At 69.4% G+C, this 23,963-nt stretch carries 21 protein-coding genes, 3 tRNA genes and 1 pseudogene; 12 read left to right on the top strand and 13 right to left on the bottom strand.

The window, feature by feature from the left end; translation table 11 throughout:
* The first annotated feature begins 3 nt into the window (after positions 1 to 3).
* From ABEB12_RS02255 to ABEB12_RS02235, 5 genes are all read left to right on the top strand, one after another.
* Positions 4 to 1,158 (top strand): DNA polymerase III subunit delta', encoded by a 1,155-nt coding sequence (locus ABEB12_RS02255; protein ID WP_185058700.1) that lies wholly within the window; start codon positions 4 to 6, stop codon positions 1,156 to 1,158.
* An 839-nt stretch (positions 1,159 to 1,997) separates the two neighbouring features.
* The gene (locus ABEB12_RS02250) at positions 1,998 to 2,882 is read left to right on the top strand and encodes a LysR family transcriptional regulator (RefSeq protein ID WP_185058699.1); all 885 of its coding nucleotides are present in this window, start codon (positions 1,998 to 2,000) and stop codon (positions 2,880 to 2,882) included.
* Positions 2,883 to 2,936: 54 nt separating this feature from the next.
* Positions 2,937 to 4,337 (top strand): amidohydrolase family protein, encoded by a 1,401-nt coding sequence (locus ABEB12_RS02245; protein ID WP_185058698.1) that lies wholly within the window; start codon positions 2,937 to 2,939, stop codon positions 4,335 to 4,337.
* 49 nt (positions 4,338 to 4,386) lie between these two features.
* Positions 4,387 to 4,463 (top strand) — tRNA-Thr (locus ABEB12_RS02240).
* Between the two features lie 207 nt (positions 4,464 to 4,670).
* Complete coding sequence (locus ABEB12_RS02235; protein ID WP_185058697.1) at positions 4,671 to 6,287, top strand: GmrSD restriction endonuclease domain-containing protein; 1,617 nt, start codon at positions 4,671 to 4,673, stop codon at positions 6,285 to 6,287.
* A 107-nt stretch (positions 6,288 to 6,394) separates the two neighbouring features.
* On the opposite strand, the gene ABEB12_RS02230 is transcribed toward ABEB12_RS02235, so the two are convergent.
* Both ABEB12_RS02230 and ABEB12_RS02225 read right to left on the bottom strand, forming a co-directional pair.
* Positions 6,395 to 7,063 (bottom strand): ElyC/SanA/YdcF family protein, encoded by a 669-nt coding sequence (locus tag ABEB12_RS02230; protein WP_185058696.1) that lies wholly within the window; start codon positions 7,061 to 7,063, stop codon positions 6,395 to 6,397.
* A gap of 20 nt (positions 7,064 to 7,083) precedes the next feature.
* On the bottom strand, positions 7,084 to 7,845 hold the full coding sequence (locus tag ABEB12_RS02225) for a GntR family transcriptional regulator (protein WP_345702493.1): 762 nt from the start codon (positions 7,843 to 7,845) through the stop codon (positions 7,084 to 7,086).
* Between the two features lie 138 nt (positions 7,846 to 7,983).
* Here ABEB12_RS02225 and ABEB12_RS02220 point away from each other — a divergent pair, with 138 nt between their 5' ends.
* Entirely contained in the window at positions 7,984 to 8,298 is a 315-nt protein-coding gene (locus ABEB12_RS02220) for a hypothetical protein (RefSeq protein ID WP_185058694.1), read from the top strand.
* Here the strand turns inward: ABEB12_RS02220 and ABEB12_RS02215 are convergent.
* Positions 8,293 to 10,050 carry a sodium:solute symporter family transporter gene (locus ABEB12_RS02215; protein ID WP_185058693.1) on the bottom strand — a complete coding sequence of 586 codons (1,758 nt, stop codon included), beginning with the start codon at positions 10,048 to 10,050 and terminating at the stop codon, positions 8,293 to 8,295. The genes ABEB12_RS02220 and ABEB12_RS02215 overlap by 6 nt on opposite strands.
* 170 nt (positions 10,051 to 10,220) lie before the next feature.
* Between ABEB12_RS02215 and ABEB12_RS02210 the strand changes: the two genes are divergently transcribed.
* Positions 10,221 to 10,296 (top strand) — tRNA-Gly (locus ABEB12_RS02210).
* A 63-nt stretch (positions 10,297 to 10,359) separates the two neighbouring features.
* Here the strand turns inward: ABEB12_RS02210 and ABEB12_RS02205 are convergent.
* The 4 genes from ABEB12_RS02205 to ABEB12_RS02190 all read right to left on the bottom strand — a co-directional run bounded on the left by ABEB12_RS02205 (position 10,360) and on the right by ABEB12_RS02190 (position 12,914).
* Positions 10,360 to 11,529: a hypothetical protein gene (locus ABEB12_RS02205; protein WP_185058692.1), complete on the bottom strand. Its 1,170-nt coding sequence runs from the start codon at positions 11,527 to 11,529 to the stop codon at positions 10,360 to 10,362.
* A gap of 61 nt (positions 11,530 to 11,590) precedes the next feature.
* Positions 11,591 to 12,274 (bottom strand): hypothetical protein, encoded by a 684-nt coding sequence (locus ABEB12_RS02200; protein WP_185058691.1) that lies wholly within the window; start codon positions 12,272 to 12,274, stop codon positions 11,591 to 11,593.
* The gene (locus ABEB12_RS02195) at positions 12,271 to 12,741 is read right to left on the bottom strand and encodes an Atu1372/SO_1960 family protein (protein WP_185058690.1); all 471 of its coding nucleotides are present in this window, start codon (positions 12,739 to 12,741) and stop codon (positions 12,271 to 12,273) included. The genes ABEB12_RS02200 and ABEB12_RS02195 overlap by 4 nt, the downstream gene beginning before the upstream one ends.
* Positions 12,741 to 12,914 carry a DUF4177 domain-containing protein gene (locus tag ABEB12_RS02190; RefSeq protein ID WP_185058689.1) on the bottom strand — a complete coding sequence of 58 codons (174 nt, stop codon included), beginning with the start codon at positions 12,912 to 12,914 and terminating at the stop codon, positions 12,741 to 12,743. The genes ABEB12_RS02195 and ABEB12_RS02190 overlap by 1 nt, the downstream gene beginning before the upstream one ends.
* Before the next feature lie 156 nt (positions 12,915 to 13,070).
* On the opposite strand from ABEB12_RS02190, the gene ABEB12_RS02185 reads away from it, so the two are divergent.
* Both ABEB12_RS02185 and ABEB12_RS02180 read left to right on the top strand, forming a co-directional pair.
* Complete coding sequence (locus ABEB12_RS02185) at positions 13,071 to 14,111, top strand: ArsA-related P-loop ATPase (RefSeq protein WP_185058688.1); 1,041 nt, start codon at positions 13,071 to 13,073, stop codon at positions 14,109 to 14,111.
* Complete coding sequence (locus ABEB12_RS02180) at positions 14,108 to 15,268, top strand: ArsA-related P-loop ATPase (protein ID WP_185058687.1); 1,161 nt, start codon at positions 14,108 to 14,110, stop codon at positions 15,266 to 15,268. Before ABEB12_RS02185 ends, ABEB12_RS02180 begins: the two co-directional genes overlap by 4 nt.
* Positions 15,269 to 15,491: 223 nt before the next feature.
* Here the strand turns inward: ABEB12_RS02180 and ABEB12_RS02175 are convergent.
* Positions 15,492 to 15,755: pseudogene (locus ABEB12_RS02175) on the bottom strand (WhiB family transcriptional regulator); the annotation flags it as partial.
* A 203-nt stretch (positions 15,756 to 15,958) separates the two neighbouring features.
* On the opposite strand from ABEB12_RS02175, the gene ABEB12_RS02170 reads away from it, so the two are divergent.
* Complete coding sequence (locus tag ABEB12_RS02170; protein ID WP_345702492.1) at positions 15,959 to 18,334, top strand: transglycosylase domain-containing protein; 2,376 nt, start codon at positions 15,959 to 15,961, stop codon at positions 18,332 to 18,334.
* A gap of 355 nt (positions 18,335 to 18,689) precedes the next feature.
* Here the strand turns inward: ABEB12_RS02170 and ABEB12_RS02165 are convergent, their stop codons facing one another.
* On the bottom strand, positions 18,690 to 19,157 hold the full coding sequence (locus ABEB12_RS02165) for a GatB/YqeY domain-containing protein (RefSeq protein WP_185058685.1): 468 nt from the start codon (positions 19,155 to 19,157) through the stop codon (positions 18,690 to 18,692).
* Between the two features lie 110 nt (positions 19,158 to 19,267).
* On the opposite strand from ABEB12_RS02165, the gene ABEB12_RS02160 reads away from it, so the two are divergent.
* Together ABEB12_RS02160 and ABEB12_RS02155 are read left to right on the top strand one after the other, a co-directional pair.
* Positions 19,268 to 20,242 carry a metallophosphoesterase gene (locus tag ABEB12_RS02160; protein WP_185058684.1) on the top strand — a complete coding sequence of 325 codons (975 nt, stop codon included), beginning with the start codon at positions 19,268 to 19,270 and terminating at the stop codon, positions 20,240 to 20,242.
* A 24-nt stretch (positions 20,243 to 20,266) separates the two neighbouring features.
* Positions 20,267 to 20,340, top strand: a tRNA-Pro gene (locus ABEB12_RS02155).
* 71 nt (positions 20,341 to 20,411) lie between these two features.
* Here the strand turns inward: ABEB12_RS02155 and ABEB12_RS02150 are convergent.
* The 4 genes from ABEB12_RS02150 to ABEB12_RS02135 are packed head-to-tail and all read right to left on the bottom strand — an operon-like array spanning position 20,412 to position 23,699.
* Positions 20,412 to 21,596, bottom strand: coding sequence for a tyrosine-type recombinase/integrase (locus ABEB12_RS02150; RefSeq protein ID WP_185058683.1), 1,185 nt, complete (start codon positions 21,594 to 21,596; stop codon positions 20,412 to 20,414).
* On the bottom strand, positions 21,593 to 21,811 hold the full coding sequence (locus tag ABEB12_RS02145) for a helix-turn-helix domain-containing protein (protein WP_185058682.1): 219 nt from the start codon (positions 21,809 to 21,811) through the stop codon (positions 21,593 to 21,595). The genes ABEB12_RS02150 and ABEB12_RS02145 overlap by 4 nt, the downstream gene beginning before the upstream one ends.
* Positions 21,808 to 23,130 carry a replication initiator gene (locus ABEB12_RS02140; RefSeq protein ID WP_345702491.1) on the bottom strand — a complete coding sequence of 441 codons (1,323 nt, stop codon included), beginning with the start codon at positions 23,128 to 23,130 and terminating at the stop codon, positions 21,808 to 21,810. Before ABEB12_RS02140 ends, ABEB12_RS02145 begins: the two co-directional genes overlap by 4 nt.
* Complete coding sequence (locus tag ABEB12_RS02135; RefSeq protein WP_185058681.1) at positions 23,127 to 23,699, bottom strand: hypothetical protein; 573 nt, start codon at positions 23,697 to 23,699, stop codon at positions 23,127 to 23,129. The genes ABEB12_RS02140 and ABEB12_RS02135 overlap by 4 nt, the downstream gene beginning before the upstream one ends.
* Positions 23,700 to 23,963 lie beyond the last annotated feature (264 nt).

Here is a 23,963-nt window from a genome sequence, read left to right as displayed (position 1 = left end):
GCGATGTCCGTCTGGGCCGACGTGGTCGGGCAGGGCAAGGCGATCGAGCCGCTGCTCGCGGCGGCTTCCTCGCCGAGCGCCATGACCCACGCCTGGCTGTTCACCGGTCCGCCCGGCTCGGGCCGCTCGGTGGCCGCCCGGGCGTTCGCCGCCGCGCTGCAGTGCGGCACCGGCGGTTGTGGCGAGTGCCAGGCCTGCCGGACCGTGCTCGCCGGCACCCACGCCGACGTGCGCGAGGTGGTCCCCGAGGGTCTGTCCATCTCGGTGTCCGAGATGCGCGCGCTGGTCCAGATCGCGGCCCGCCGGCCCAGTTCCGGCCGCTGGCAGATCGTGATCATCGCCGATGCCGACCGGCTCACCGAAGGCGCGGCCAACGCGTTGCTCAAGGCGGTCGAGGAGCCGTCCGCGCAGACGGTGTTCCTGCTCTGCGCCCCGTCCGACCACCCGGACGACGTGCCGATCACCATCCGTTCCCGCTGCCGCCTGGTCGCGCTGCGCACCCCCTCGGCCCCCGCGATCGCCGACGTGTTGCATTCCCGCGACGGAATCGACCGCGAAACGGCCGACTGGGCGGCCTCGGTGTGCGGCGGCCACGTCGGCCGGGCTCGCCGCCTGGCCCGCGACACCTCCGCCCGCGAACGCCGCGAACGGGTGCTCGCGCTGCCCCTGGGCCTGCGCGGCTTCGGCGACGTGTTCAACGCGGCCGACGAGCTGATCGGCACCGCCGAGGCCGAAGCCGCCGACGTGGCCGGCACCCGCGACGCGGCGGAACGAGAGGCCCTGGCCGTAGCGATGGGCGCCGGCGGCACCGGCAAGGGCGTGGCCGCCGCGCAACGCGGCGCCAAGGCCGCCGAGCGCGAGCTGGAGCGCAAACAGAAGTCCCGGGCCACCCGCAACCAGCGCGACTCCCTGGACCGCGCCCTGGTCGATCTGGCCGGCTTCTACCGCGACGTGCTGACCGTAGGCTTCGAAGCCTCAGGAGTGGCGCCCACCCACCCCGACCGAGCCGCCGACGCCCGCCAGGCGGCGCGCCTGTGGTCCCCGGAAGCCACCCTGAACCGCCTGGAAGCCGTCCTGGCCTGCCGCGAGGCCCTGGAACTCAACGTAAAGCCCCGCATCGCCGTGGAAGCCATGCTCACAGCCCTCTACCAGGGCTGATCTCGCCCGCTCGCTCGCTATAGCTCTGCGTGGAAATATGCGACACCGTCCTACCCCGACACCAATGCCGCTCGGCTAAGGGTCGCGTCGGTTGTCCTCATCCCCGCCGGTTCGGTGTGGGTTGGGTTCGAAAGATCGGCCTGGACGGCCCCGGCTGGTCAACCCGCCGCGGCTCGGGTCCCGCCCGCACCCGCGCCCACGCAAGCGGCAGTGTGCGTCGCGCCCTTCGTCACGCAGCGTTGCTAACCGCCGAGCCCGCGCGGGCAATTCCACGACTGGTCCTCATCGAGTGCGACACCATTCTGATTTGATCTCGAAAAGCCAGACTCGTGTCGACCTCGCGGAACCGAGCGGGCCGAACCGACCGACACCGGTCACACCCCGTAGCAAACCCGGCGGCTCGGAACGGGAACCGCGCCAGAGCGACCACCGCGCCACCGTCCAGGCCGATCTTCCCAACCCAACCCACACCGAACCAGCCGGCCGAGAACGACCGGCGCTGACCTCGACACACCAGGTGTTGCGTATTCCTGCGCAGAGCCAAAGCGTGGTTACTCGACCTCGGGACCTGCGTCGCGCGTTCCGAGCACTTGGGTTCCTAGAGTGTCGAGCGGCAGCACAGTCACCCGCGAAGCGTGATCAAAAGGGACTGGACTGCCGCTCGGCGCCCGGATGGGCTGGGTGAGTCCCGGATAACGCATGCCTCGCACCGCGGGCTGCCCGTGACACATCTCAGGATCCGAGGTGATCCTCCCGCGCCGAGACATGACCGGACCCTACGCACCCGACGCCGGTGCGCCAGCCCGTGTCCAGGAGATACGGTGCCGGTGGAGGACGCCATGAGCCGAGAACCCGATCTCCGCTCGCTGCGGTACGCGCTGACGCTGGCGAGCGAGCTGCACTTCGGCCGGGCGGCGGCCCGCCACTACATCGCGGCGCAGGCATTCGGCCGCCGAATCCGCCAGCTGGAGTCGGACCTCGGCCTCACCCTCTTCCACCGCACCAGCCGCCGAGTCACCCTCACCCCCGCCGGCGAGCGGGTCCTCACCCGCGCCACCGGCCTCCTGGCAGCGCTGGACCACCTGGCCGACGAAGCCGCCGACGCCCCACCACCCGACGACACCGCACCCCTGCGAGTCGGCGTCCTCGGCTTCGGCGCCGCCGAACGCTGGTCAAACCTCCGCGAAGCCGTCCGCCGCCAGCTCCCCAACCTCGAACTGGCGCACGTCGAACTAGACATGGCCAACCAGTACGAAGCGGTCCGCCGGGGCGACGTGGACATCGCGGTGGTGCACGAGGTCGGCCCGGTCGACGGCCTCGAGCTCCTACGCGTCCTCACCGCCCCCCGGGTGGCGTTGCTACCCGCCCGCTCACCCCATGCCGACGCCGCGCACCTGACCACCGCCGAACTCCGAACGCTCACCGAGTCACAAGGACTGGTCGGCTTCACCGGCGGCCACCCCGGCCTGGCCGAATGGACCGGCCTCGGCCGCCCGTCCGGCCCCGCCCTGCGCTACCCGGCGGCATTGAGCGCAGCCGTAGCCACCACCGGCCGAATCGGCCTGCACGGCGCCCCCGCCGCGCGCTTCTACCCCCACCCCGACGTCCGCTTCATCCCCACCGACGGCCCACCCTGCCAGGTGGCAATCGCCACCCGAGAAAACGACCACCACCCAGGCGTAACCGCTTTCCGCCGCGCCGCCCACCTCCTGGCGGCAGCCTGAATCACAACCAATCCGGCACATGATCCCCGGCTCGAACCCGTCCACACTGGCCGAATGGCGCGCACCCTGATCCAAGCCGGCCACGTGCTCACCATGGACCCGGCCATCGGCGACCTGCCAACCGGCGACGTCCTGATCGAAGACGGCGCAATCCTCGAGGTGGCTCCCGACGTCCCGGTCACCGACGCCGAGATCCTGGACGCCCGAGGCCACCTGGTAATCCCCGGCCTGGTGGACACCCACCGCCACACCTGGCAGTCCCTGGTCCGCGGCATCTGCGTCGACTGGACCCTCGGCGACTACTTCTTCGGCATCCGCCTCGGTATATCGCCTGTATACACGGCCGCGGATGTGCACCTAGGCAACCGCGTCGGTGCACTCGACGCCCTGAACGCCGGCGTCACCACCCTGCTCGACTTCTCCCACTGCAACAACACCCCCGAACACGCCGATGCGGCGCTAGCCGGCCTGAACGACGCCGGAATCCGCGCCGCCTTCTGCTACGGCTTCTTCGAAAGCTCCCCCGGCGCCACCCGCTTCGGCCCCCACGAGGACCGAGTGAGGGACTTCCACCGCATCGCGGACTCATTGGCCGGCGCCCCCCTGATCACCCCCGGCGTATCCCTGTCCGAGATCTTCGGCCTACCGTGGCGGTGCACGGTGAACGAGCTCGCCGCAGCCCGCGAACGAGGCGCACTGATCATCAACCACACCGGCTGCGTCTGGGGCTCCCCGGTAACCTTCGGCATCACCGAACTGGACGCCGCCGGCCTACTAGGCCCCGACATCGTCCACGTCCACTGCAACGCCCTGAACAACGCCGAGTGGTCCGCCCTGGCCCGCAGCCGCGGAAAGATCTCAATCTCCCCGGAAACCGAACTGAACATGGGCATGGGCCGCCCCGTCTTCGCCCGCTGCCGCGAACACGGACTCGCCCCGACGCTCTCGGCCGACGTGATCTCCCTCAACAGCGGCGACCTGTGGCACCAACTCCGCTTCGGCCTAGGCTTCGCCCGCTGGGACGCGACCCGCGCGCTGAACGAGTCCGGCGCCATGCCCGAAACCGTCGCCTACACCGCGAGAGACGCCCTAACCTGGGCCACCCTCAACGGCGCCGCCGCCCTAGGCCTGGCCGACCAAATCGGCTCCCTAACCCCCGGCAAACGCGCCGACATCCTGCTCATCGGCGGTGCTTCGCTGGAACAGCACCCGATCACCGACCCCTACGGCACCCTCGCCTTCCAAACCACCCCCACCGACGTCCGCACAGTCCTGGTCGACGGCCGCGTGGTGAAGCGCGACGGCGCACTGTTGGGCGTAGACCTCCCCGCCTTGCTGACCGCCGCCGACACAGCCGCCGAGGCGATCCTCGCCCGAGTCGGCAGACCCCTCCCCGGCACCCCACCCGGCGCACTCTCCACCCTGAACTCCTCGGCCGAACCCTTCCGCCCCTGATCGCCCCCACCCGAACCCGGCCGGTAAACTAGGTCTGCACAGGCACGACGCCGCCTTAGCTCAGTCGGTCAGAGCGACGCACTCGTAATGCGTAGGTCGAGGGTTCGACTCCCTCAGGCGGCTCCACGTTTGACCAGGGCTTTCCCGCCGTTAGAGATCGTTTCAAGGCCCGCCTGGTTGCACCGCTAGTTGCAGTTAACCTCACCAGCGCAATGTCGAAGCGCCGACTGCCCCTTGGCAGGTGGCGATACTCCGTACATCCGGCCATGATCGCAGGGATGGGCACAAAAGTTCGAATCACCGGCCGACTGAGAGTTGAGTAACATGTCGCGGGTGAGCGATCCTCTTACAGTTCAGAAAGCCATCGACCGCTTGCTTGACGGGACAATTCGAATCCCCGGCTTTCAAAGGAAGTTCGTTTGGCCGCCAGAGAAGGCCGCCCTTTTGATGGATTCGCTATATAAGCAATACCCTGTGGGCTCTATTTTGCTATGGCGAACCGGATCTAGACTTAAGAGCGAAAACAGGCTCGGCGCGTTCGAATTGCCGCCGCCACAAAAGGACTATCCGGTTGATTACGTTCTCGATGGACAACAGCGGTTAACTAGCGTATTTACTACTTTTCAACGGTCTCTTGCGCCTTCGAGTGAGGACCCTGATACGTGGCTGCCGATCTATTATGATTTTGCGGCTGAGGAGGATGCCCAGGATTCCCGATTTGTTGCACTCACTAGCGAGAGTATGGAGGTCAGGCGCTATTTTCCACTGTCCTCATTTTTTGACCCTGTCGAGTTCTCTACCGCCACGCGGGATCTAACTACGGATCAACATCGCGAAATCGTTCATGTGCAGCAACGGTTTCTGACGACGCTACTACCGGTCCAAACCTTCGAAACAGAGGACCGTGCCACTGTTGCGATCGTTTTTGAGCGCGTCAACCGGATGGGAATTCCGCTAAATACCTATCAGCTACTTACGGCCTGGACTTGGAGCGACGAATTCGACCTACAGCAGCGATTTGAGGATCTCGCTGACGAATTTGAGGAGTTCGGATTTCAAGATGTAGGCGATGACGTCGACCTAATGATGCGTTGCTGTGCTGCTGCTCTTCAAAATGACCCTTCCCCGACGAGCTTGGTGGAGATGCACGGCGGTGCGGTGCGTAATCAGTTTCCGCAAGTGGAGGAGGCAATCCGGCGCAGCGTCGACTTTCTACGGACTAACTTCCACGTGCGCCACATTAGGTTCCTTCCATACTCGGCACTACTAATTCCACTAACGGCGTTCTTCTTTGTTAACCAGGCACGGCCAGTGACCGGCGATCAGCATGAGGAACTAACGCTCTGGTTCTGGCGATGTTGCTTCTTTCATCGTTACAGCGGTAACCCTCAGCGGAATATTAAGCGTGACATACTTGAAGCAGTAAAGCTCCGCCAGGGCGAACCTTCAACCCTTGCGACGTTCGGGATTGGACCCCTAGATTTCGACTACTTCACCGACAATGTGTTTAATTTCCGCACAGTGGCGACAAAGACTCATATTCTCCTTCTCGCCTCACTGCGACCGCTTACATTTATGTCCGGATCGCAAGTAATGCTGGATGACGTACTAGCGGAGCCGAACCGCCGAGAATACCACCATTGCTACCCGCGCGCATACCTGATGCAGAATAGCTTTGACGATCGGCTGATAAATTGCCTCGCGAACTATGCCATTATCTCGCGGTCGGAAAATCGAGATATCGGCGGCCGCGCCCCTTCGGAGTATCGAACACTTATGCCTGCCGATACGACAAGTATCCAGCGCTCCGCACTTCTGCCGGACTCGCTCTTCGAAGATAACTATTCAAAGTTTATTGTTGAGCGAGCGGATCTCCTAGCCACCGCTGCGTGTTTACTGTGTGACGTGCCTAAGATGCCGATGAAGACGCCGCCGGAAGGGTCCGATTAGGTAACTGTGTCACATAGGGAGTTGTTGGAGTTATTCCCACAGGGCGCGGCCTATGCGCCGAATCAACGCTGGGTGATCTCCGTACCGAGTAGTACGAGCCCTGCGTTTCATACGGGTGGTAGTAGGCGTGAGGTATAGCCGGCCTCGATCAGGCGCTGGTACGCGACGGTGACGTGGTCGGGGATATCCTGGTGGATGGCGAATCCTTGTTCGGCGTGGACGGTGATTCGTTGGGTGTCGCCGACCAGCATGTTGATGACTCGGTCGGCGTCGCCGATCCCGGCTACATACTGGACGAGTGGGAGGCGTTGGGCGGCGCAGATGACCTCGACCTCGGGCCATGCCTTGCGGCAGGTGGCGTAGGCGCGGCGCTGTTGGTAGGGGCGGGAGATCAGCGTGACGGCGTGTGGGTTCACGCCGGCGTCCTGGAGCACCGAGCGGGAGAACTCGATGTTCTGGCCGGTGTTCGTGGCCTTGGGCTCGACCAGGATCGCTTCATCGGGGACGCCGAGGGTGAGGGCGTGCTCGCGGTAGTGCACGGCTTCGCCTCGGGGGAAACGGGCGAGGGTGCTCGGTGCGTTGGCGCCGGTGAACAGCACTCGGGGGAACAGGCCCGCGAGGTAGAGCTCGGCGGTGTGGGTGGCCACGCCGAGGTCGTGGCTGCCGAGGCCGATTCCGACGTCGGTTGGCGTTAGGGCATGGTGCATGTCGTGGTAGTCCCAAAGGGTCTGCACGTCGTCCACGAGCGCGGGCGGAATCGCGGCTGCGGCGGTCATCGCGTGGTTTGGCTCTTCTGTCAGTCGGGCAGTTTGAACTCGTAGGTCCAGGAGAAGCGGCTCGCTCGATGGACCCCACGGGCGAACTCGACGGGTGTGTCGTTGGCGGTGTAGGTCGTTCGGTGCAGCACCATGACCGGCTCGCCGGCGGGGAGTTGAAGTTCGTCGGCTTCCTGTGGGGTAGGCATCCGGGAATGGATCGTCTCGGTCATGTGATCGGGTTCCAGGCCTTGCAGCGTGAGCACCGCGAAACCACCGCCTGGCGTGGCGGTGCCCGGTTGGGGGTCCACGATCGGTGTGTCCTCCACATGCTCCGGCCGGTAGTAGCTGACCAGAGTGTGGGTCGGCGTGTTGTCCTGTTTGACCAGCCTTGCCCGTTCGTACACGGCCGACCCGACCTCGACCCGCAGCGCCGTCGCGATCTCGTTGTTCGCCTCGATCCTGCGAACGGTGTTCGTCTGGTCCTCACGTTTCCAGGCCTGGCCGGAGGCTTCGCGGTCAGCCGCGAACGCGACCAGCCCGAACTTCCACTTGCTCTTCGCGTACCGGTCAATGCCCAGCCTCTTGAGCCGGGGTCGAGGCCGAACGACGGTTCCTTTGCGTCGAACGGCGGTGACCAGTCCTTCGGCTTCCAAGACACCGACCGCCTTGCGCACGGTGTTGAGGTGGACGCCATGGCTGGCGGCAAGCTCGGTCTGCTTGGGCAGCGTGTCGCCAGGCGGGTACTGCCCGCGTTCGATCGCGTCGCGCAGCTCGGCTGCTAGCTCTCGGTAGCCGGTCACCACCCCACCTCCGCTAATAACTCTAGTTCTACTAACCCCCCACACCAGGATGACCCATATAGAGACAGTTCTATTGACGAACGGGCGCGAGCGATGTTCAATAGGAACATCTCTATTTTCGGCCGATGGGGGTGCGTGATGGCCGGCGAGGACGCTGATTGCTACGAAGTTGTCACCTACGTCGACCGCGTTGTACGTGGGTGTCCACAGCCGACGGCCGTGAGCCGGGTGCGGTGCCACGACGAGCCCGGCGCTCTCTACCAGGTCGTGCGGTCGCTGGCGATCGCGTCGACTCAGCCGGGTTTGTACTGGGCGGATTGGGGGCGGCGGAGCCGGCTGGCTCCCGCCGATACCCCTTCGGCGGGCGAGGTGAACCGCGCCTTCCTGCTTGCCAACGGCCAGATTGTGCTCGAACTCGGGGACACCAGCGCCGGCGGGAGCCAGCGGTTATGAGCGCTGGTCTGGTGGGGCGGGTTCGTTGTGCGGGTCGGGGCGGTGCAGGGAGAGGCGTTCGGGGAGGTGCATGCGGGACATGGTGCGGGCGACGTCCGGCGGCACCTGGCCGGCGGTCAGCTTGCTCACCAGGATGAATACCGCGAACGCCAGCGGCACGGTGAACAGGGCCGGTCGCTCCAGCATGGTGCGCGCGGCCGGGTCGGCGACCAGCGCGGAGCACAGCAGCGACAGGTCCGCGACCAGCGCGCCGGTGATCAGCCCGGCAACGGCCCCGGGCAGGGTGAGCCCGCGCCACCAGATGCCGAGCAGCAGCAGCGGGCAGAACGTGGACGCGGCCACCGCGAGCGCCGCCGACACGCCGACCACGAAGTCCAGCCGGGGCAGGCCCAGGGCCAGTGCGAGCGGGGCGAGCCCGGCGATCACCGTGGCCAGCCGGAAGTCGCCCCAACCCTTCCGGCGCAGCAGGGTGGGGTTCGCCGCCAGCACGCTGGCGATACTCACCGCCAGGCCGGACGAGGTGGCCAGGAAGGCCGCCCAGGCTCCCGCCGCGACCAGCCCGGTCACCGCGGCGCCCAGCGGGCCGGTACCGAGCACGGCGGTGGGCAGCAACAACACGGCCGCGTCACCGTCGCCGTTGACCAGCAGCTGCGGCACGTATGCCCGGGCCAGCACGCCGAGCAGGGTGGGCAGCAGGAAGAGCCCGCCCAGCAGCGCCAGCACCACCACCCCGGCGCGCCGGGCGCTGCTCACGTCGGCGCTCGCGTACAGGCGCATGATGATGTTCGGCAGCCCCATTGCCCCGAACAGCCCGGCGACCAGCACGGAGTAGAGCGCAAGCAGCCGAACGCCGCCATTTTCCGTGTCCGGTACCAGCCAGGCGTCGTCGCGCGCGGGCGAGCCGACCGGGACCGGTACCGCGCGGCCGGCCGGGAACCACAGCGTGCTGCCCTCGGCCACGGTGTGTTCACCGGGCAGCCAGGTCATCGTCCCGTCCACCGGCCGTCCGTCCACCACGCCGTGCACCACCGGCCGGACCGGCTCGACCACCTGCAGCCGCACGTCCGAGTGCACGGCCAGCCTGGTGTCGGCGGTGAAGCGGGGCGGGGCGGGCCGGTCGTAGCTCAGCGTGCCCAACCCGGCCACCGAGGCCAGTACCAGCAGCGGCACCGCCAGCGCGGTCAGCTTCACCCAGTACTGGAACGCCTGTACGAAGGTGATCGAACGCATCCCGCCGAACAACACCACCGCGACCACCAGCACCCCGGTGAGCACCGAACCGGTCCACGCCGGCACGCCCGGCACCAGCGTGGCCACCGCCAGCCCCGCGCCCTGCAACTGTGGTGTGAACAGCAGCCAGCCGATGTTCATGACCACGAAGCTGCAAAGCCGCTGGGCCGTCTTGCTGCGCAACCGCAGCTCGACGAAGTCCGGCAGCGTGTATGCCCCGCTGCGCCGCAACGGACCGACCACGAAGATCATCAGCATCAGGTACCCGGCGGTGAACACCACCGGGTACCACAGCGCGTCCGCTCCGTCCTTCAGCACCAGGCCGGCCACGCCCAGGAACGCGGCGGCCGACAGGTACTCGGCGGAGATCGCGCCGGCGCTGGTCGTCGTGCTGACCGTGCGCGAGGCGGCCAGGAAGTCCGACGTACTGCGGGCGAACCGGACCCCGAACGACCCGATTACCCCCGAGGCGACCGCGACCAGCAACACGCAACCCAGCGCAACGGCGGTGACCAGCGACATAGCAGCCAAAATCTAACCAATCCCGCGCCGGCCGGCGACACGGGGTGAACGAACGACGACGGACCGCCACAGTACGACTGCCGGTCCACCGGGGGAACGCGCAGCCCCCGGTGCGGCATCCGCTAAGCTGTGCAACACGCGACCCCGCCGGTTTATCCGGTGGTCGATATGCGGACGTAGCGCAGTTGGTAGCGCATCACCTTGCCAAGGTGAGGGTCGCGGGTTCGAGTCCCGTCGTCCGCTCCACGGAGACAGCAAAGTGCCCGGTAGATCACGTGATCTACCGGGCACTTTCGCGTCAGAACAGAGTTAGCTGGCCTGGTCGGGGCCGGTGTTCGGGCGGGGGCGTTTGCGGCCGCCGTTGCTGCGGAAGGCGCGGGTGGCGTCGTCGGCCGGGTGGTCGTCTTCCCGGGCGGCGAGTTCCTCGTGCAGCTGGCGGAGCAGGCGCTGTTCCACGTCGGACAGGTCGTCGCCCTCCGGCGGCGGCCCGCCGGGCGCGCCGCTCGAGGGGAGCGCCCTCGTGGCGGCGTCGTCCGAGCCCATGGGTTGGTCGGTGCGCCGCCCGCCGGCGGTGCCTCGGTCGAAGTTCAGGCCGGACGAGTCGAGGGTGCCGTTGGGGTTCTCCGGGTGCGGGCGCCGCGTTTGGGCGGAGCCGCGCGCCGCGATTACTCGGTCTACCGGGTGTAAGGGCGCCCGCCGGCCATCGTCGCGGGTGGCGTTCGGGCCGGCGGCCGGAGCCCGCCGGTTGACGTCACCCGGTTGAGGACCGGCGGCCGGTGGTTCCGGGCGGTTCACCTCGGCAAACCTTGTCGCCGGGGTACCGGCCCCGGAGGAAGGAGCACCGTCAGGGCCGGTGAACTCGATCCGGTGGGCCGCGTCCAGGGCTGCGCGGTGGTAGTCGGTCAGCTCCATGCCGGCCGCGAACACCTCTACCGAGGCGAACAGGCCGGCCCGGGCGAGGACCTCGCCGACCTGGTACGCGAGCACGTCCGCGCCGTCCAGTTCGAGGGTCTCGATCAGCACCACCGGGTGCGGCACCGGGCCGGGCGAGCCGCCCGCCGGCGTGATCCGCCAGGTCACGAACAGCTGGCAGTCCCGCAGCAAGCGGGCCGGCACGGTCTGCAGTGCCAGCTCCGGTGAGTGGTCTTCACCGACCGGCGGGAAACCCGCGCTGACCGGGTCGGCCACGAACCGGTGGCGCATCCTCGGCGCCGAGTCCGACGGTGGCAGTGTGTCGGACCGGCCGAGCAGCTGGCGCCGGCGGACGATCCCCAGCAGCGCATCGTGCGCGCCCTCGGGCAATCGCAGCCGGTCCGCCTGCACGGTGCCGGTGATCAGTTCTAGCGCATAGTCCCCCTCGCCGACCGCCACCAGCTCACGGCACCAGCCGAGCAGCTCGTCATCGAGCAAGCCGGCGAGTGAGAGCAGCAGGCTGTGCGTTTCGACTGTCAGGTCGGTGTCTTCCTGGCCGTCCAGCACTTCGCCTCCTTCACCTTGGTAGTCCTCCGGGGTCCCCACCCGGTCGCGCGGGAGCGCTCGTTCAAGCATCCGCCATGGCCGGGTCGCGCCTGGCCCGGCCGGACTGGTCTCGCTCCGGCGTGCGCCACAGCGAGACGGACTCGCGCAGCGCCAGCCGGTGGTACGTGGGCAGCGCCAGCGGCGGCGCGACCACCTCGACGCACGGCGTCACGTCACCGTGCGCGCGGAGCATCCGCTGCAGCGTGCCGGTGAGCGTGGGCAGGTCGCTGGTGACGTGCGCGAGCACGACCCGCTGCGGCTTGCCGTCGTCCATCCGCCAGCTGCGGCGCAGTTCCTTCGCGCCGGGGTGCCCGCGCACCACGGCGGCCAGCATCATGTCCACGCTGTCCCGCCAGGCGCCGGGGCCGGGCAGGTCGGTGCACGGCTCGCCGGGGTTCAGCTCGGCGCGGAAGTTCGCCTTGGTCTCGGGAGCCTCCACCGCCGGCAGCACCGCGTCCAGCGAGCGGCGCGGCGCGCCCCACAGGGGCAGGCAGGCCTCCATCAGCTCGCGCTCGGCGTCGGTGAGCCCGATCCGGTGCCGCAGCAGCGCCTTGGGCAGCGCGCGGACCAGCGCGGTGTACGCGCCGGCGGCGAGCCAGTCGCGCAGCCGCCAGACCAGCCGGTCCGGCAGCCGACCGGCCAGCCGTACCAGCAGATCGTGGCAGGCGCGGTCCGCACCGGTAATGGCCGTAGTCGGTTCGCTCATCCGGCAACCTCCCCGTTGACCTCGACGATGATCTCCACCTCGACCGGCACGTTCAACGGCAATTCGGCCACCCCGACGGCGGAGCGGGCGTGCCGCCCGTCGTCCCCGAACACCTCGCCGAGGAACGCCGAGGCGCCGTCCACCACCTTCGGCTGGCCGCCGAAACCGGGCGCCGACGCGACGAATCCGGTGACCTTGACCACCCGGGTCACCGCGTCGATGCCGACCAGGTCGTGCACGGCGGCCAGCGCGTTCAGCGCGCAGATGCGCGCCAGGTCGGCCGCCTCTTCGACAGAAACATCGCCGCCGACCTTGCCGGTCGCGGCCACCTTGCCGTCCACGATGGGCACCTGGCCGGCGGTGTAGACCAGCGACCCGGTCCGCACGGCGGGCAGGTACGCACCGGCCGGCCGCACCACCCCGGGAAGCTCGATCCCCAGGTCACGCAGTCGCTGGCGGGCCGACATCAGCCGGACCCCGCCGGGCGTTTGAGGTACGCGACGTGCTGTTCACCCGTTGGGCCGGGCAACACGGTCACCAGTTCCCACCCTTCGCCGCCCCACTGGTCCAAGATTTGCTTGGTGGCATGGGTCAGCAACGGCACGGTTGCGTACTCCCACGCGGTCACCGAGGCGCTCATGGTTCGTCACTGTATCTGTTGGGCCAAGCCCGGGCTCACGTGAGTCGATGACCGCTCCGCGAGGCATCTGCATCTGTTGGGCCAAGCCCGGGCTCAAGCACGTGCGGACGCGCGCTGTCCGGCCGCCGTACCTACCGCGACGTAGGCTGCACAGCCATGTGGCCCGATGAGCTCGCGCGCGCTCGCCTGCATGTCGTCACCGGCAAGGGTGGCACGGGGAAGACCACGGTCGCCGCCGCGCTGGCGCTGGCCCTGGCGACCGGCGGCGCGCGCACCCTTCTCGTGGAGGTGGAGGGACGGCAGGGCATCGCCCAGCTGTTCGACACCAGCCCGCTGCCCTACGCCGAGCAGCGCATCGCGGTGGCCCCCGGCGGCGGCGAGGTCCGCGCGCTGGCCATCGACGCCGAGGAAGCGCTGCTCGACTACTTCGAGACCTTCTACAACCTGGGCATGGCCGGGCGCACGCTGCGCCGGATGGGCGCCATCGAGTTCGCCACCACGCTGGCCCCCGGCCTGCGCGACGTACTGCTCACCGGGAAGGTGAAGGAGTGTGTCGGGCGCACCGGCAAGGACGGCCGTCATCTATATGACGCGGTTGTGCTGGACGCGCCGCCGACCGGCCGGGTGGTCACCTTCCTGGACGTGACCAAGGCCATGGCCGACCTGGCCAAGGCCGGCCCCATCCACCGGCAGAGCGAAGGCGTCGTGCGGCTGCTGCATTCCTCCGACACGGCGGTGCACCTGGTCACCACGCTGGAGGACCTGCCGGTCACCGAGTCGCTGGAGACCGTCGCCGAACTGGAGGCGGCCGAGCTGCGGCCGGGCGCGGTGATCGTCAACCGGGCGGACGAGCGGCGGCTGCCCACCCGCTCGGTGGACAGCGCGGCGGACGGGCGGGTCGACCGCACCCGGGTGCGGTCCGGGCTGGCCTCGGCCGACATCGAGCTCACCGACGCCCAGCTGGACGGGCTGATCGCCGAGACGGTGGAACACGCGATGCGGGTGCGCGCCGAGGCCGCCGCGCTGGCCCGGCTGGAGGCCGGCCCGCCGGAGGGCCCGTCCGAGCCGCTGCCCCGGCTGACCCTGCCCGAGGTGATCGACGGCGTGGAGCTGGGCGCGCTCTACGAGCTGGCCGAGCAGCTGGTGGAACAGGGCGTGCGCGCGCACGCCGCGTCGAACACGGGGGCGCGAAAATGACCAAGCAGCCGGACTGGCTGGACCTGGACGCGGTCATCGACGACCCGGCGACCCGGGTCGTGGTGTGCTGCGGCTCGGGCGGCGTGGGCAAGACGACCACCTCGGCCGCGCTGGCCATGCGGGCCGCCGAACGCGGCCGGCGCACCGTGGTGTTGACCATCGACCCGGCCCGGCGGCTGGCCGAAGCCCTCGGTTTGACCACGCTGAGTAACGAACCCAAGCGCGTCGCCGGTCTGGGTGACGGGACGCGTCAGGGTGAACTCCACGCCATGATGCTCGACATGCGGCGCACCTTCGACGAGATGGTGTACACCCACTCCACCCCGGACCGCGCGGAAAAAATCATCGCGAACCCGTTTTACCAGACGATTTCTTCGTCGTTCTCCGGAACACAGGAATACATGGCGATGGAGAAACTCGGCCAACTGGTCGAGACGGACAACTGGGATCTGATCGTGGTGGACACTCCGCCGTCCCGGTCCGCATTGGATTTCCTGGACGCGCCGCAAAGAATGTCGTCGTTCCTGGACGGCAAGATGATCCGGATGCTTTCGTCGCCGGCCCGGGTCGGCGGGCGCGGGCTGCGCCGGCTGGTCGGCGCGGGGTTCGGGCTGTTCGCCAAGGCGGTCGGCACCATCCTCGGCGGGCAGATGCTGGCCGACGCCTCGGCGTTCGTGCAGGCCTTCGACACGATGTTCGGCGGCTTCCAGGAGCGGGCGGCCAACACCTACAAGCTGCTGCGCTCGCCGGGCACCGCGTTCGTGGTGGTGGCCGCTCCGGAGCCGGACGCGCTGCGGGAGGCCGCGTACTTCGTCGACCGGCTGGCCAGCGAGAACATGCCCCTGGCCGGGCTGATCCTGAACCGCACCCACCCGGTGCTCGCCGACCTCTCCGCCGGCCGCGCCCGCGAGATGGCGGAACGGGTGGAGGCCGCCGGCAGCGGGAAGCTGGCCGCCGCCGTGCTGCGCCTGCACGCCGACCGGGTGGACCGCGCCGACCGGGAGCGCCGGCTGCTCTCCCGGTTCACCAACGCCCACCCCGGCATCGCGGTGGCGCGCGTACCGGCGGTGGCCGGCGACATCACCGACCTGGCCGGACTCCGCGAAATCGGCACCCGCCTCACCTCGGTCCCCAAACCCACCCCCCTCTCCGCCTAACCCCCGACCCGCCCCGCGAGTCGGCGCTTCTATAAGGGCGAGTCGGCACGTCCGGCGCACTGGGGCCAGGCCGCCGGCCCGATCAGGCCGCGCCGGCGGCGTAGGGCTCTACCTGGGCCGCCGGTGCCGGCGTCGGTGCCGGCTTGGGTTTCGGTGCCGGTTCGGCCGGCGCGGCGGCCACCCGCACCGGGTGGGGGAGGTAGTCGACCGGGTTCATACCGACCCGGGCGGCGGCGCGCAGGTGGTCCTCCCAGCCGTTCACGTCCGGGCGCTGGCGCAACATGGCGCGCCGCTCCCGCTCGGTCCGGCCGCCCCAGACGCCGAACTCGATGCCCCGGTCCAGGGCGTGCGCCAGGCATTCGGTGAGTACCGGACAATTGCGGCAAACAGAACGCGCCGCGCGCTGTTTTGCACCGGTGACAAATAGCCGGTCCGGGTCGCCATTTCGGCAGTTTGCGGACACACGCCAGTTACCGGTCCCATGCATGACTTCTCCCCTAGGTCGCTGTTCCCCTGAGCGATCTGGATGACGGACCGACGACGGCCCCGCCCGTACCGTTCGAATTTCCGCACCTCGGTATGGACGTAAGTCAACCCGACCCGGTTCCGCGAGCCAAGCCGGCAAAACTACTCAACTACGCACGGTGACATACCTAGGTAACTACCCGGTCCCGCGTAAGCTGACGCCTCGTGAGCTCCCCCCGCCCTCCCGCCTCCCCGGTGACGCGATTACTGGGACTGTGCGTGATCGGCGGCGTACTCCTCGCCGGCATGCTCTTCCCGGTCGCCCTCGGCGTCGGGCTGGCCTCCAACAAGGCCACCGACACCGTGGTCAACGCGTCGGCCGACCTGGCCAACGACCGGCTCCCGGCGGCGACCACGGTCACCGACTCGGCGGGTACCCCGATCGCCTACCTGTACGACCAGAACCGCACCCTGGTCGAGCCGGACAAGATCTCCCCGGCGATGAAGGCGGCCATCGTGGCCATCGAGGACCGCCGCTTCTACGAGCACCAGGGCGTGGACTGGCAGGGCACCATCCGCGCGCTGGTGGCCAACTCGGCGTCCGGCGACGTGGTGCAGGGCGCGTCCACGCTCACCCAGCAGTACGTGAAGAACTACCAGTTGTACGTGGCCGCGCGCAGCGCCGCCGACCGGCACAAGGCCACCGAGCAGACCGCCGCCCGCAAGCTGCGCGAGATCCGCATCGCCATGCAGCTCGAGCGGAAGATGAGCAAGGACCAGATCCTCGCCGGCTACCTGAACATCGTCTTCCTGGGCAACAACGCCTACGGCGTCTTCTCCGGCGCGCAGACCTACTTCAACACCACGCCGGACAAGCTCACCGTGCCGCAGGCCGCGCTGCTCGCCGGCATGGTCCGCAGCACCAGCGCCTACGACCCGGTGGCCCACCCGCAGGCCGCGCTGGACCGGCGCAACCTGGTCATCCGCGCGATGGCCGAGCAGAAGATGATCACGCCGCAGCAGGCCAACGAGGCACTCGCCACGCCGCTGGGCGTGATGAACCCGCTGACCTCCCGGCCCAACGGCTGCATCGGCGCCGCCGACGCCGGCTACTTCTGCAAGTACGTGGTGGAGTACCTCACCCAGCTCGGCATCAGCGCCGACCAGCTGAACCGGGGCGGGTACACCATCCGCACCACCATGGACCCGGCGGCGATGCGCAACCTCAAGTCGGCGGTGGACGCCGAGGTCCCGACGCGCCAGCCGCACGTGGCCAACGTGATGGCCATGGTGGCGCCCGGCGAGAACAAGCACCGAGTGCTGGCCATGGGCGCCAACCGGACCTTCGGCCTCAAGGCCTCCGAGGAGCAGACCAGCTACGGCCTGCCCTACGAGCCGGTCAACCTGGGCGCCGGCTCCATCTACAAGATCTTCACCGCCGCCACCGCGATGGAGAAGGGCCTCGGCATCTACTCCGAGATCGACGTGCCGGAGAGCGGTTACGCCTCACCGGCCTATCGGGACGGCGCCGGGCGGCCGTTCCCGGTGCAGAACGACGGTTCCTACGACGACGAGATGTCGTTGCAGAAGGCGCTCGCGCTGTCCCCGAACACCGCGTTCGTCAAGCTGGAGGAGTTCACCGGGGTGCCGCCGGTGGTGGACATGGCGGTGCGGCTGGGCATGCGCTCGCTGGCCACCACGCCGTTCGTGGACCCGCGCACCGGCAAGCGCACCAACCGGTCCATCGCCGAGGTGACCAAGGCGCAGAACCAGGGCTCGTTCACCCTCGGCGTGAGCCCGACCAGCGTCCTGGAGCTGTCCAACGTGGCCGCCACGCTGGCCAGCCGCGGCATGTGGTGCCCGCCCAGCCCGGTGGAGCAGGTGCTGGACGCGGACGGGAAGCCGGTGCCCTACCAGGAGCTGGCCTGCGAGCGGGCGCTGGACACCGGGCTGGCGAACACCCTGCTGGTCGGGCTGAGCAAGGACGACATCGAGGGCACCGCCGCCACCGCCGCCAAGCAGCTCAACTGGTCCCGCCCGACCGCCGGCAAGACCGGCACCACCAACCAGCACAAGTCGGCCGGCTTCGTCGGCGTGGTGCCGCAGGTGGCCGGTGCGGTGATCACCTTCGACAACTCGCGGTCTCCCCGTCCGCTGTGCGACCCGGGCGGCGCGGCGCCGCCGGTGGCCTGCTCCGGCGGCAACATCTACGGCGGCAAGGCGCCGGCGCGAACCTGGTTCCGGGCGATGAACGGCTTCCTGGCCGGCCAGCCGGTGCTGCCGCTGCCCGCGCCGGACGAGCGGTTCACCAAGGGCGGCGAGGTGGACGACGACCAGGAGTCCATCCCCAACGTGATCGGCAAGGACGTGGACGACGCCGAGGACGAGCTGGAGGACGACGACTGGGAGGTCAAGACCGTCCAGGTGGACAACCGCGCCCGCCGGGGCATCGTGGTCGGCCAGAACCCCCAGGGTCGCGCCCGAGAAGGCGACACCGTCACCCTCCAGGTGTCCACCGGCAAGGTCCCCCCCGCCCCACCACCCCCCAGCTCCGCCACCCCCCAGCCCCCCGCCCCACCAGCCCCAGCCCCACCCGGCTGATTCAGTCAGTCCAGCAGCGTGATTCAGTCGGTCTAGCAGGGCGATTCAGTCGGTTCAGCAGCGTGATTCAGTCGGTCTGGCAGGTCGGTTCGGTCGGTTCAGCCAGGTGCGCCCGGCGCGCGGCGGACGGGGGTGCGCCGCCGCGTGGCCGGGAAGCCGCCCGCTCATTTCGATGATCACCAGGGCAGGAGGGCCGCCGACGGCCCCGCCAAACGCCGTGGTGTCCTGATGATCAAGGATTGCCTCGCCAGAACCGAAGGAGCGGCTCCCCAGCCACGGGAGAGCTTCCGGCTCTGCGGTCCGAGCCGTCGGAAACCGGCGGGAGACAACCGGTGGGAGACAGTCGGCGGGCGACTCAGCCGAGCAGGCGGGACTTCACGGCGGCGGCGACCTTCGAGCCCTCGGCGCGACCGCCGGCGGCCGCCGTGGCCACCTTCATGACCTGACCCATCTGCCTCGGCCCCGGCGCCTCACCCAACTGCGAGGTGACCTCGGCGATCGCCCGGTCGGCCAGCTCGCCGATCTCGTCGTCGCTGAGCTGCGCCGGCAGATAACGCGCCAGCACCCCGGCCTCGGCGCGCTCCTTGCCGGCCAGCTCGGCCCGCCCGGCCGCGTCGAACGCCTCGGCCGCCTCGGCGCGCTTCTTCGCCTCCCGGGTGAGCACCCGCAGCACCTCGTCCTCGCCCAGCTCGCGCGCGGTGTCACCGGCCACCTCGGCGGCGGTGATCGCGGACAGCGCCATGCGCAGGGTGGACTTGGTCAGCTCGTCGCGACCCTTGATCGCGGTGGTGAGGTCGTCGCGCAGTTGCGCCTTGAGGCCCATGGCCGGTCAGCGTAGCGGCGAAGCCGCTAGCCGAGCACGCGCCCAGTTCGGCGCGTGCGGGGAAGTCGCCGCCGGCCGGCAGTCGACGGCCGGCACGTACCCTGGCCCGCGTGAGCACGTTGCTGAAGGCCGCCGCGAGCACGGTCGCCCTGGGCGTGGCCGGGATCGGCTACGCGGCACTGATCGAACGCCGGCACTGGACCCTGCGCACCGCCACGCTGCCCGTGCTGCCCCCGGGCCGCCCCGCGCTGCGCCTGCTGCACATCTCCGACCTGCACATGATGCCGGACCAACGGAGCAAGCAGGAGTGGGTGGCCAAGCTGGCCGAGCTGGAGCCCGACCTGGTGGTCAACACCGGCGACAACCTGGCGCACCCGAAGGCGGTGCCCGCCGTGCTGCGCGCGCTCGGCCCGCTGCTGGACGTGCCCGGGGTGTTCGTGTTCGGCAGCAACGACTACTACGGCCCGGTGCCCAAGAACCCCGCCCGCTACCTGCGCCGGCGCCGCTTCCACGTCATGGGCGAACCGCTGCCGTGGCAGGACCTGCGCGCCGCGATGACCGAGCGCGGCTGGGCGGAGGCGACGCACCGGCGGCTGCGGCTGAGCATCGGTGGACACCCGGTCCGGGTGGCCGGCGTGGACGACCCGCACATCGCCCGCGACGACTACGACACGATCGCGCTGGGCGGCCCCGGCGCCTCGGACGCGCCCGCCGCCCCCGGTGAGCTGCTGCTCGGCCTGACCCATTCGCCCGAGCCCCGGGTGCTGGACCGGTTCGCCGCCGACCGCTACGACCTGGTGCTCGCCGGTCACACCCACGGCGGCCAGCTCCGCCTGCCCGGCGTCGGCGCACTGGTCACCAACTGCGGCCTGGACCGGGGTCGGGCGCGCGGCGCCTCCCGGTGGGGCGCGTACACCTGGCTGCACGTGTCCGCCGGGATGGGCACCTCGCCCTACGCACCGGTCCGGTTCGCCTGCCCGCCGGAGGCCAGCCTGCTCACCCTGGTACCCCGTCCGACCGGCGCGGATGTGACGCTGAACGGACAAGGGCGAGCCAAGTCATCGGCCGCCGTGGACGTCAGCTAGACTCTGCAACGGCAGTCAGGCCATCGGGGTGTGGCGCAGCTTGGTAGCGCGCTTCGTTCGGGACGAAGAGGTCGTGGGTTCGAATCCCGCCACCCCGACTCCAGGTCAGCCCCCATTTGCGCAGTAGGCGGATGGGGGCTGACTTCGTTCTGAGTGACCAACTGAGTGACTACGCCGCACCGCGCGGGAACAGGCCGTCCATGGCCGTCGCTCCGTCCTGGATCACCGGCCGAATCTGCTTCCGGTAGATCAGCTCCGTGACCGACGTGCCGCTGTGCCCGACCAGCCGGGAGATCTGCTCAATCGGCATGCCGTCGTCGGACAGCAGGGACACGAAGCTGTGCCGAAGCTCGCGCGGAGTCCAGCTCTGCGCGTCCAGCCCGGCGGCCTTGGCCACCTTGCGGAAGGCCCGGCGCATCCCCGAAGCGTCGTAGGCCGTCCCGTACGCCCGCGTGAACACGAGGTCCAGGTCCCCACGCCAGCGCTTGCCGGCCCGCTCCCTGGCGACCTTCTGACGCTCCTGCTGAGCAAGGAGGGCCTGCACGCAGCGGCGCGGCAACGCCAGGGTGCGGCGCGACTTCCGAGTCTTGGTGTCCCCGCTCGCGCGGACCGACCTCCAGACCATCACGTAGGAGAGCTGGTCAGCGTCCGCCGTCGCTTCCTCGGCGTCATCGTCTACGAGGTGCACCGCCGACCACGCGAGTTCGCGCAGTTCCTCGGTGCGCGCCCCGGTCAGCAGCGACACCACCACGTAGGCGCCTATCGAGCCCATGGCTGGGTCTTCGGCCGCCGCCAGCAACGTCTCAGCCTGCGTGTAGTTCAGCGCCTTGGACGGCCGACCACTCTGCCCGGTCGGGCAGTCGCAGAGCAGGACCACGTTCCGCCGCACCTTGTCGCGCGCCTGAGCCCGGTCGATCGCGCGTTTCAGGATGGCGCGGATCTCTCGAAGCGTCCTGGTGCTGAGTGTCTTGGCCCGGTCCGCGAGCCACTCGTCCACGTCATCCGCGGTCAACTCCCGGAGCTTGCTCGCGCCCAGTTCCGGGATGAGGTGCGTGTCCGCCAGCGAGCGCAACTTCTTGACCGTGTTCTGGTCCCGTCCGCCCAGGCCGTAGGAGAACCAGTCCTCGACGGCATGGCCAACCGTGTAGCCGTTGCCCGCGAGAGCGAGCCCGTCCTCGTGGTCCCGGATCAGCTCCTTGAGCTTCTCCTTCGCCTCGGTCTTGGTCTTCGCGCTGCGCTTCCTGACGATGCGCCTACCCGTTGGGTGGTAGCCGACCGTCAGCGACGCGATCCACCGCTGTCGGGCTCCATCCCAGTGCAGGCCACCGTCACCCCGGCCGCGTCGGGCGGTCACGATGCCCTCCGGGACTCAGCGACCAGCGTGTCCACGTAGGCCTGAATCGCCGCCGCCGGAATCAGCCGGGTGCGGCCCTCGGTCACCGAGCCGAGCCGGCCTGACCGGAGCAGCTCGTAGATCACCGACCGACTCAGCGACAGAAGCCGCATGGCCTCTGGCACCCGGTACAGGTGCCGGCCATCCCCTATCGTGCTCTGCCGGACGCCGCTCATCGGTGGGCCTCCCGTGTGGCCCTTGCCTGGATTCCGCGTTCCTCCCGGATGCGTCGGGCGATCACATCGGCGTACTCGCGTTCGGCGTCGGTGCGGTAGCCGACCCTGGCCAGCACCCACTCCCCGGTGACGGCCACGTCCGGGGTGTCGTCGATCCCGTACTCGGCCAGTACCGCCGCCTGCCGGTGTTCCTTGCGCGCCTGGCGGATCGCGCCGAACGTGACCGAGTAGCGGCGGGACTTGGTCAGGAAGTGGCCTCGGAAGCCGAGCATGTGCGCCCACTTGCGCAGGTTCAGCCCGGCCAGCTCCTCCACCCCGCCCAGCTCCCACGCGGTGGCGATCATCATGCGGTGGTGCTCGGACACCTCCAGCTCACCGATCTGCCCCGCGTGCTGGATGCGCCGGTCCACCCCGGCAGTGGCCCCGGTGCCCTTGGTGGCGTACTTGGCGACGTAGCCGGCCACCGACCGATCCGACGCCAGCTCAGCCGGATCACCCGAGTCGTGCGCCGCGATGGGGTCCGCGTCGACCTGCTCACCCCACCCCAGCTCCCGCCCCACCACCGTCCCAAACCCGGGCACCCACACCGTCACCGCCGACGCCGCCGAGCGGATCGCGGCCAGCAGCACCGCCGAGGTCACGAACCCCGGGGCAGCCGTACCGGGACCGTCCGGACCATCCACCCGGATCACGGCGTGGAAGTGCACCAGGCCGCGCCGCTGGTACTCCGCGACCTTCACATACGACACCCGCAGGTGCCGGCGCAGCTCACCCACCCGCATACCGAGGGCGCCGGCCAGGTGGCGGACCACGGCGATGGTGAACCGGCGCCACAGCTCTGGGGCGTGTGCCTGCCACAGCACCGCGCCCACGTAGTCGTAGCTGTCGGGGTCCAGCGGCCCACCGAGGCGGCTATCGGCGTCGTGGTGCCATTCCCCGCACGCGCACGGGCGCAGCCGACCCGAGGCGGTGCGCGGCTGGTTGTGCACCGGCCCGAACGACGGCGCGGTCAGCGTGGTGAACACCCGCACGTGCTCAGTCACCGACTCCGGCACACCCTTGCCCCCACACAGCCCGGACCGGACCAGGTGGAAGGTGTCGCCCGCGTACCGCCGCGAGCACGGCTCACACATGCTGGCCCGCCGGTTCTTGCACGCCACGAACACCGACTCCCCGCCACTGCCGGCGAGCTGGACCGGACGCGCGCAACCCGAGACCGCCTCGACACGGGTCCGCCACTGAGCAAACCCGCGCGAGCTGATCAGCTCCTCAACCGACTGCGCGGGCACCAGTCGGGGCAGCGTCTCCAGGCCGCTCACGCGACCACCGCCACCACGTCGGAGTCGTATTCCGCCGGCTCGTCCAGCTCAGCCGGCAGCGGGATGACGGAGAACGCCAGATCGTGCGCGCGGTCCTCCCGAGCCTTCCCGCCGTAGATCTCACTGGCCGCGCCGAAGTCCCCAGCGCGGCGAAGATCCCGCGCCCGCGCCTCGGTGGTGCACAGCGTCAGCAGGCCGCCGGGGCGGCGGATACCCAGCGCGGCCAACGCCAGCACCTGCTCCCGCGACACCGACGCGCCCCGCTCGGGAAGCTCTACTCCCGACCACGCGACCGCGAGGGACATCTCCCCGTAGGACAGCCGCCCGGCCACCGACCGGGCGTAGGCGCCCACGTCCACCGTGAACACCTGCTCGGGGTCGACGAACTCATCGACCGCCCAAGTGTCGACCAGCGCGTCCCACTCACCCGCGCACAGGTCGAACTTGCCCACCACCACCTCAGCCGCGTAGGCAGGCAGCTCACGGAAGTGAGACCAGGTGTACGGCTTGCCCGTACGCGGGTTGACGTCCCCGAACCGGAACGACGTCGCGCCCGCGAGCGCCTCCACCTCCGTCCACCTCCGGCGAGCCGGCGAGGTCCGCTCAGGTGCGTCCGCCGTGCCCGCTACTACGTGCAGCTCAGCCTCGCGAGTACCGTTGACATGCATCGTTTCTCCACAGGTTTCGGTGCATGCCCCGGCTGGTGCTCCAACACTGGCCGGGGCGTCCTTGTCTAGTTGTGGCCCTGGTCGAAGCGATCACGTCGACTGGGACCTATCAGTCCGAGTTTGTCCACTAGAGGACTGATACGTCCCTATCATGCGGCCTACTTA

Source organism: Actinospineispora eucalypti (assembly GCF_039543365.1).
Taxonomy (GTDB): Bacteria; Actinomycetota; Actinomycetes; order Mycobacteriales; family Pseudonocardiaceae; genus Pseudonocardia; species Pseudonocardia eucalypti.
Note: the sequence above shows the minus strand (reverse complement) of the source record. Positions and strands in the feature narration are given on the sequence as shown.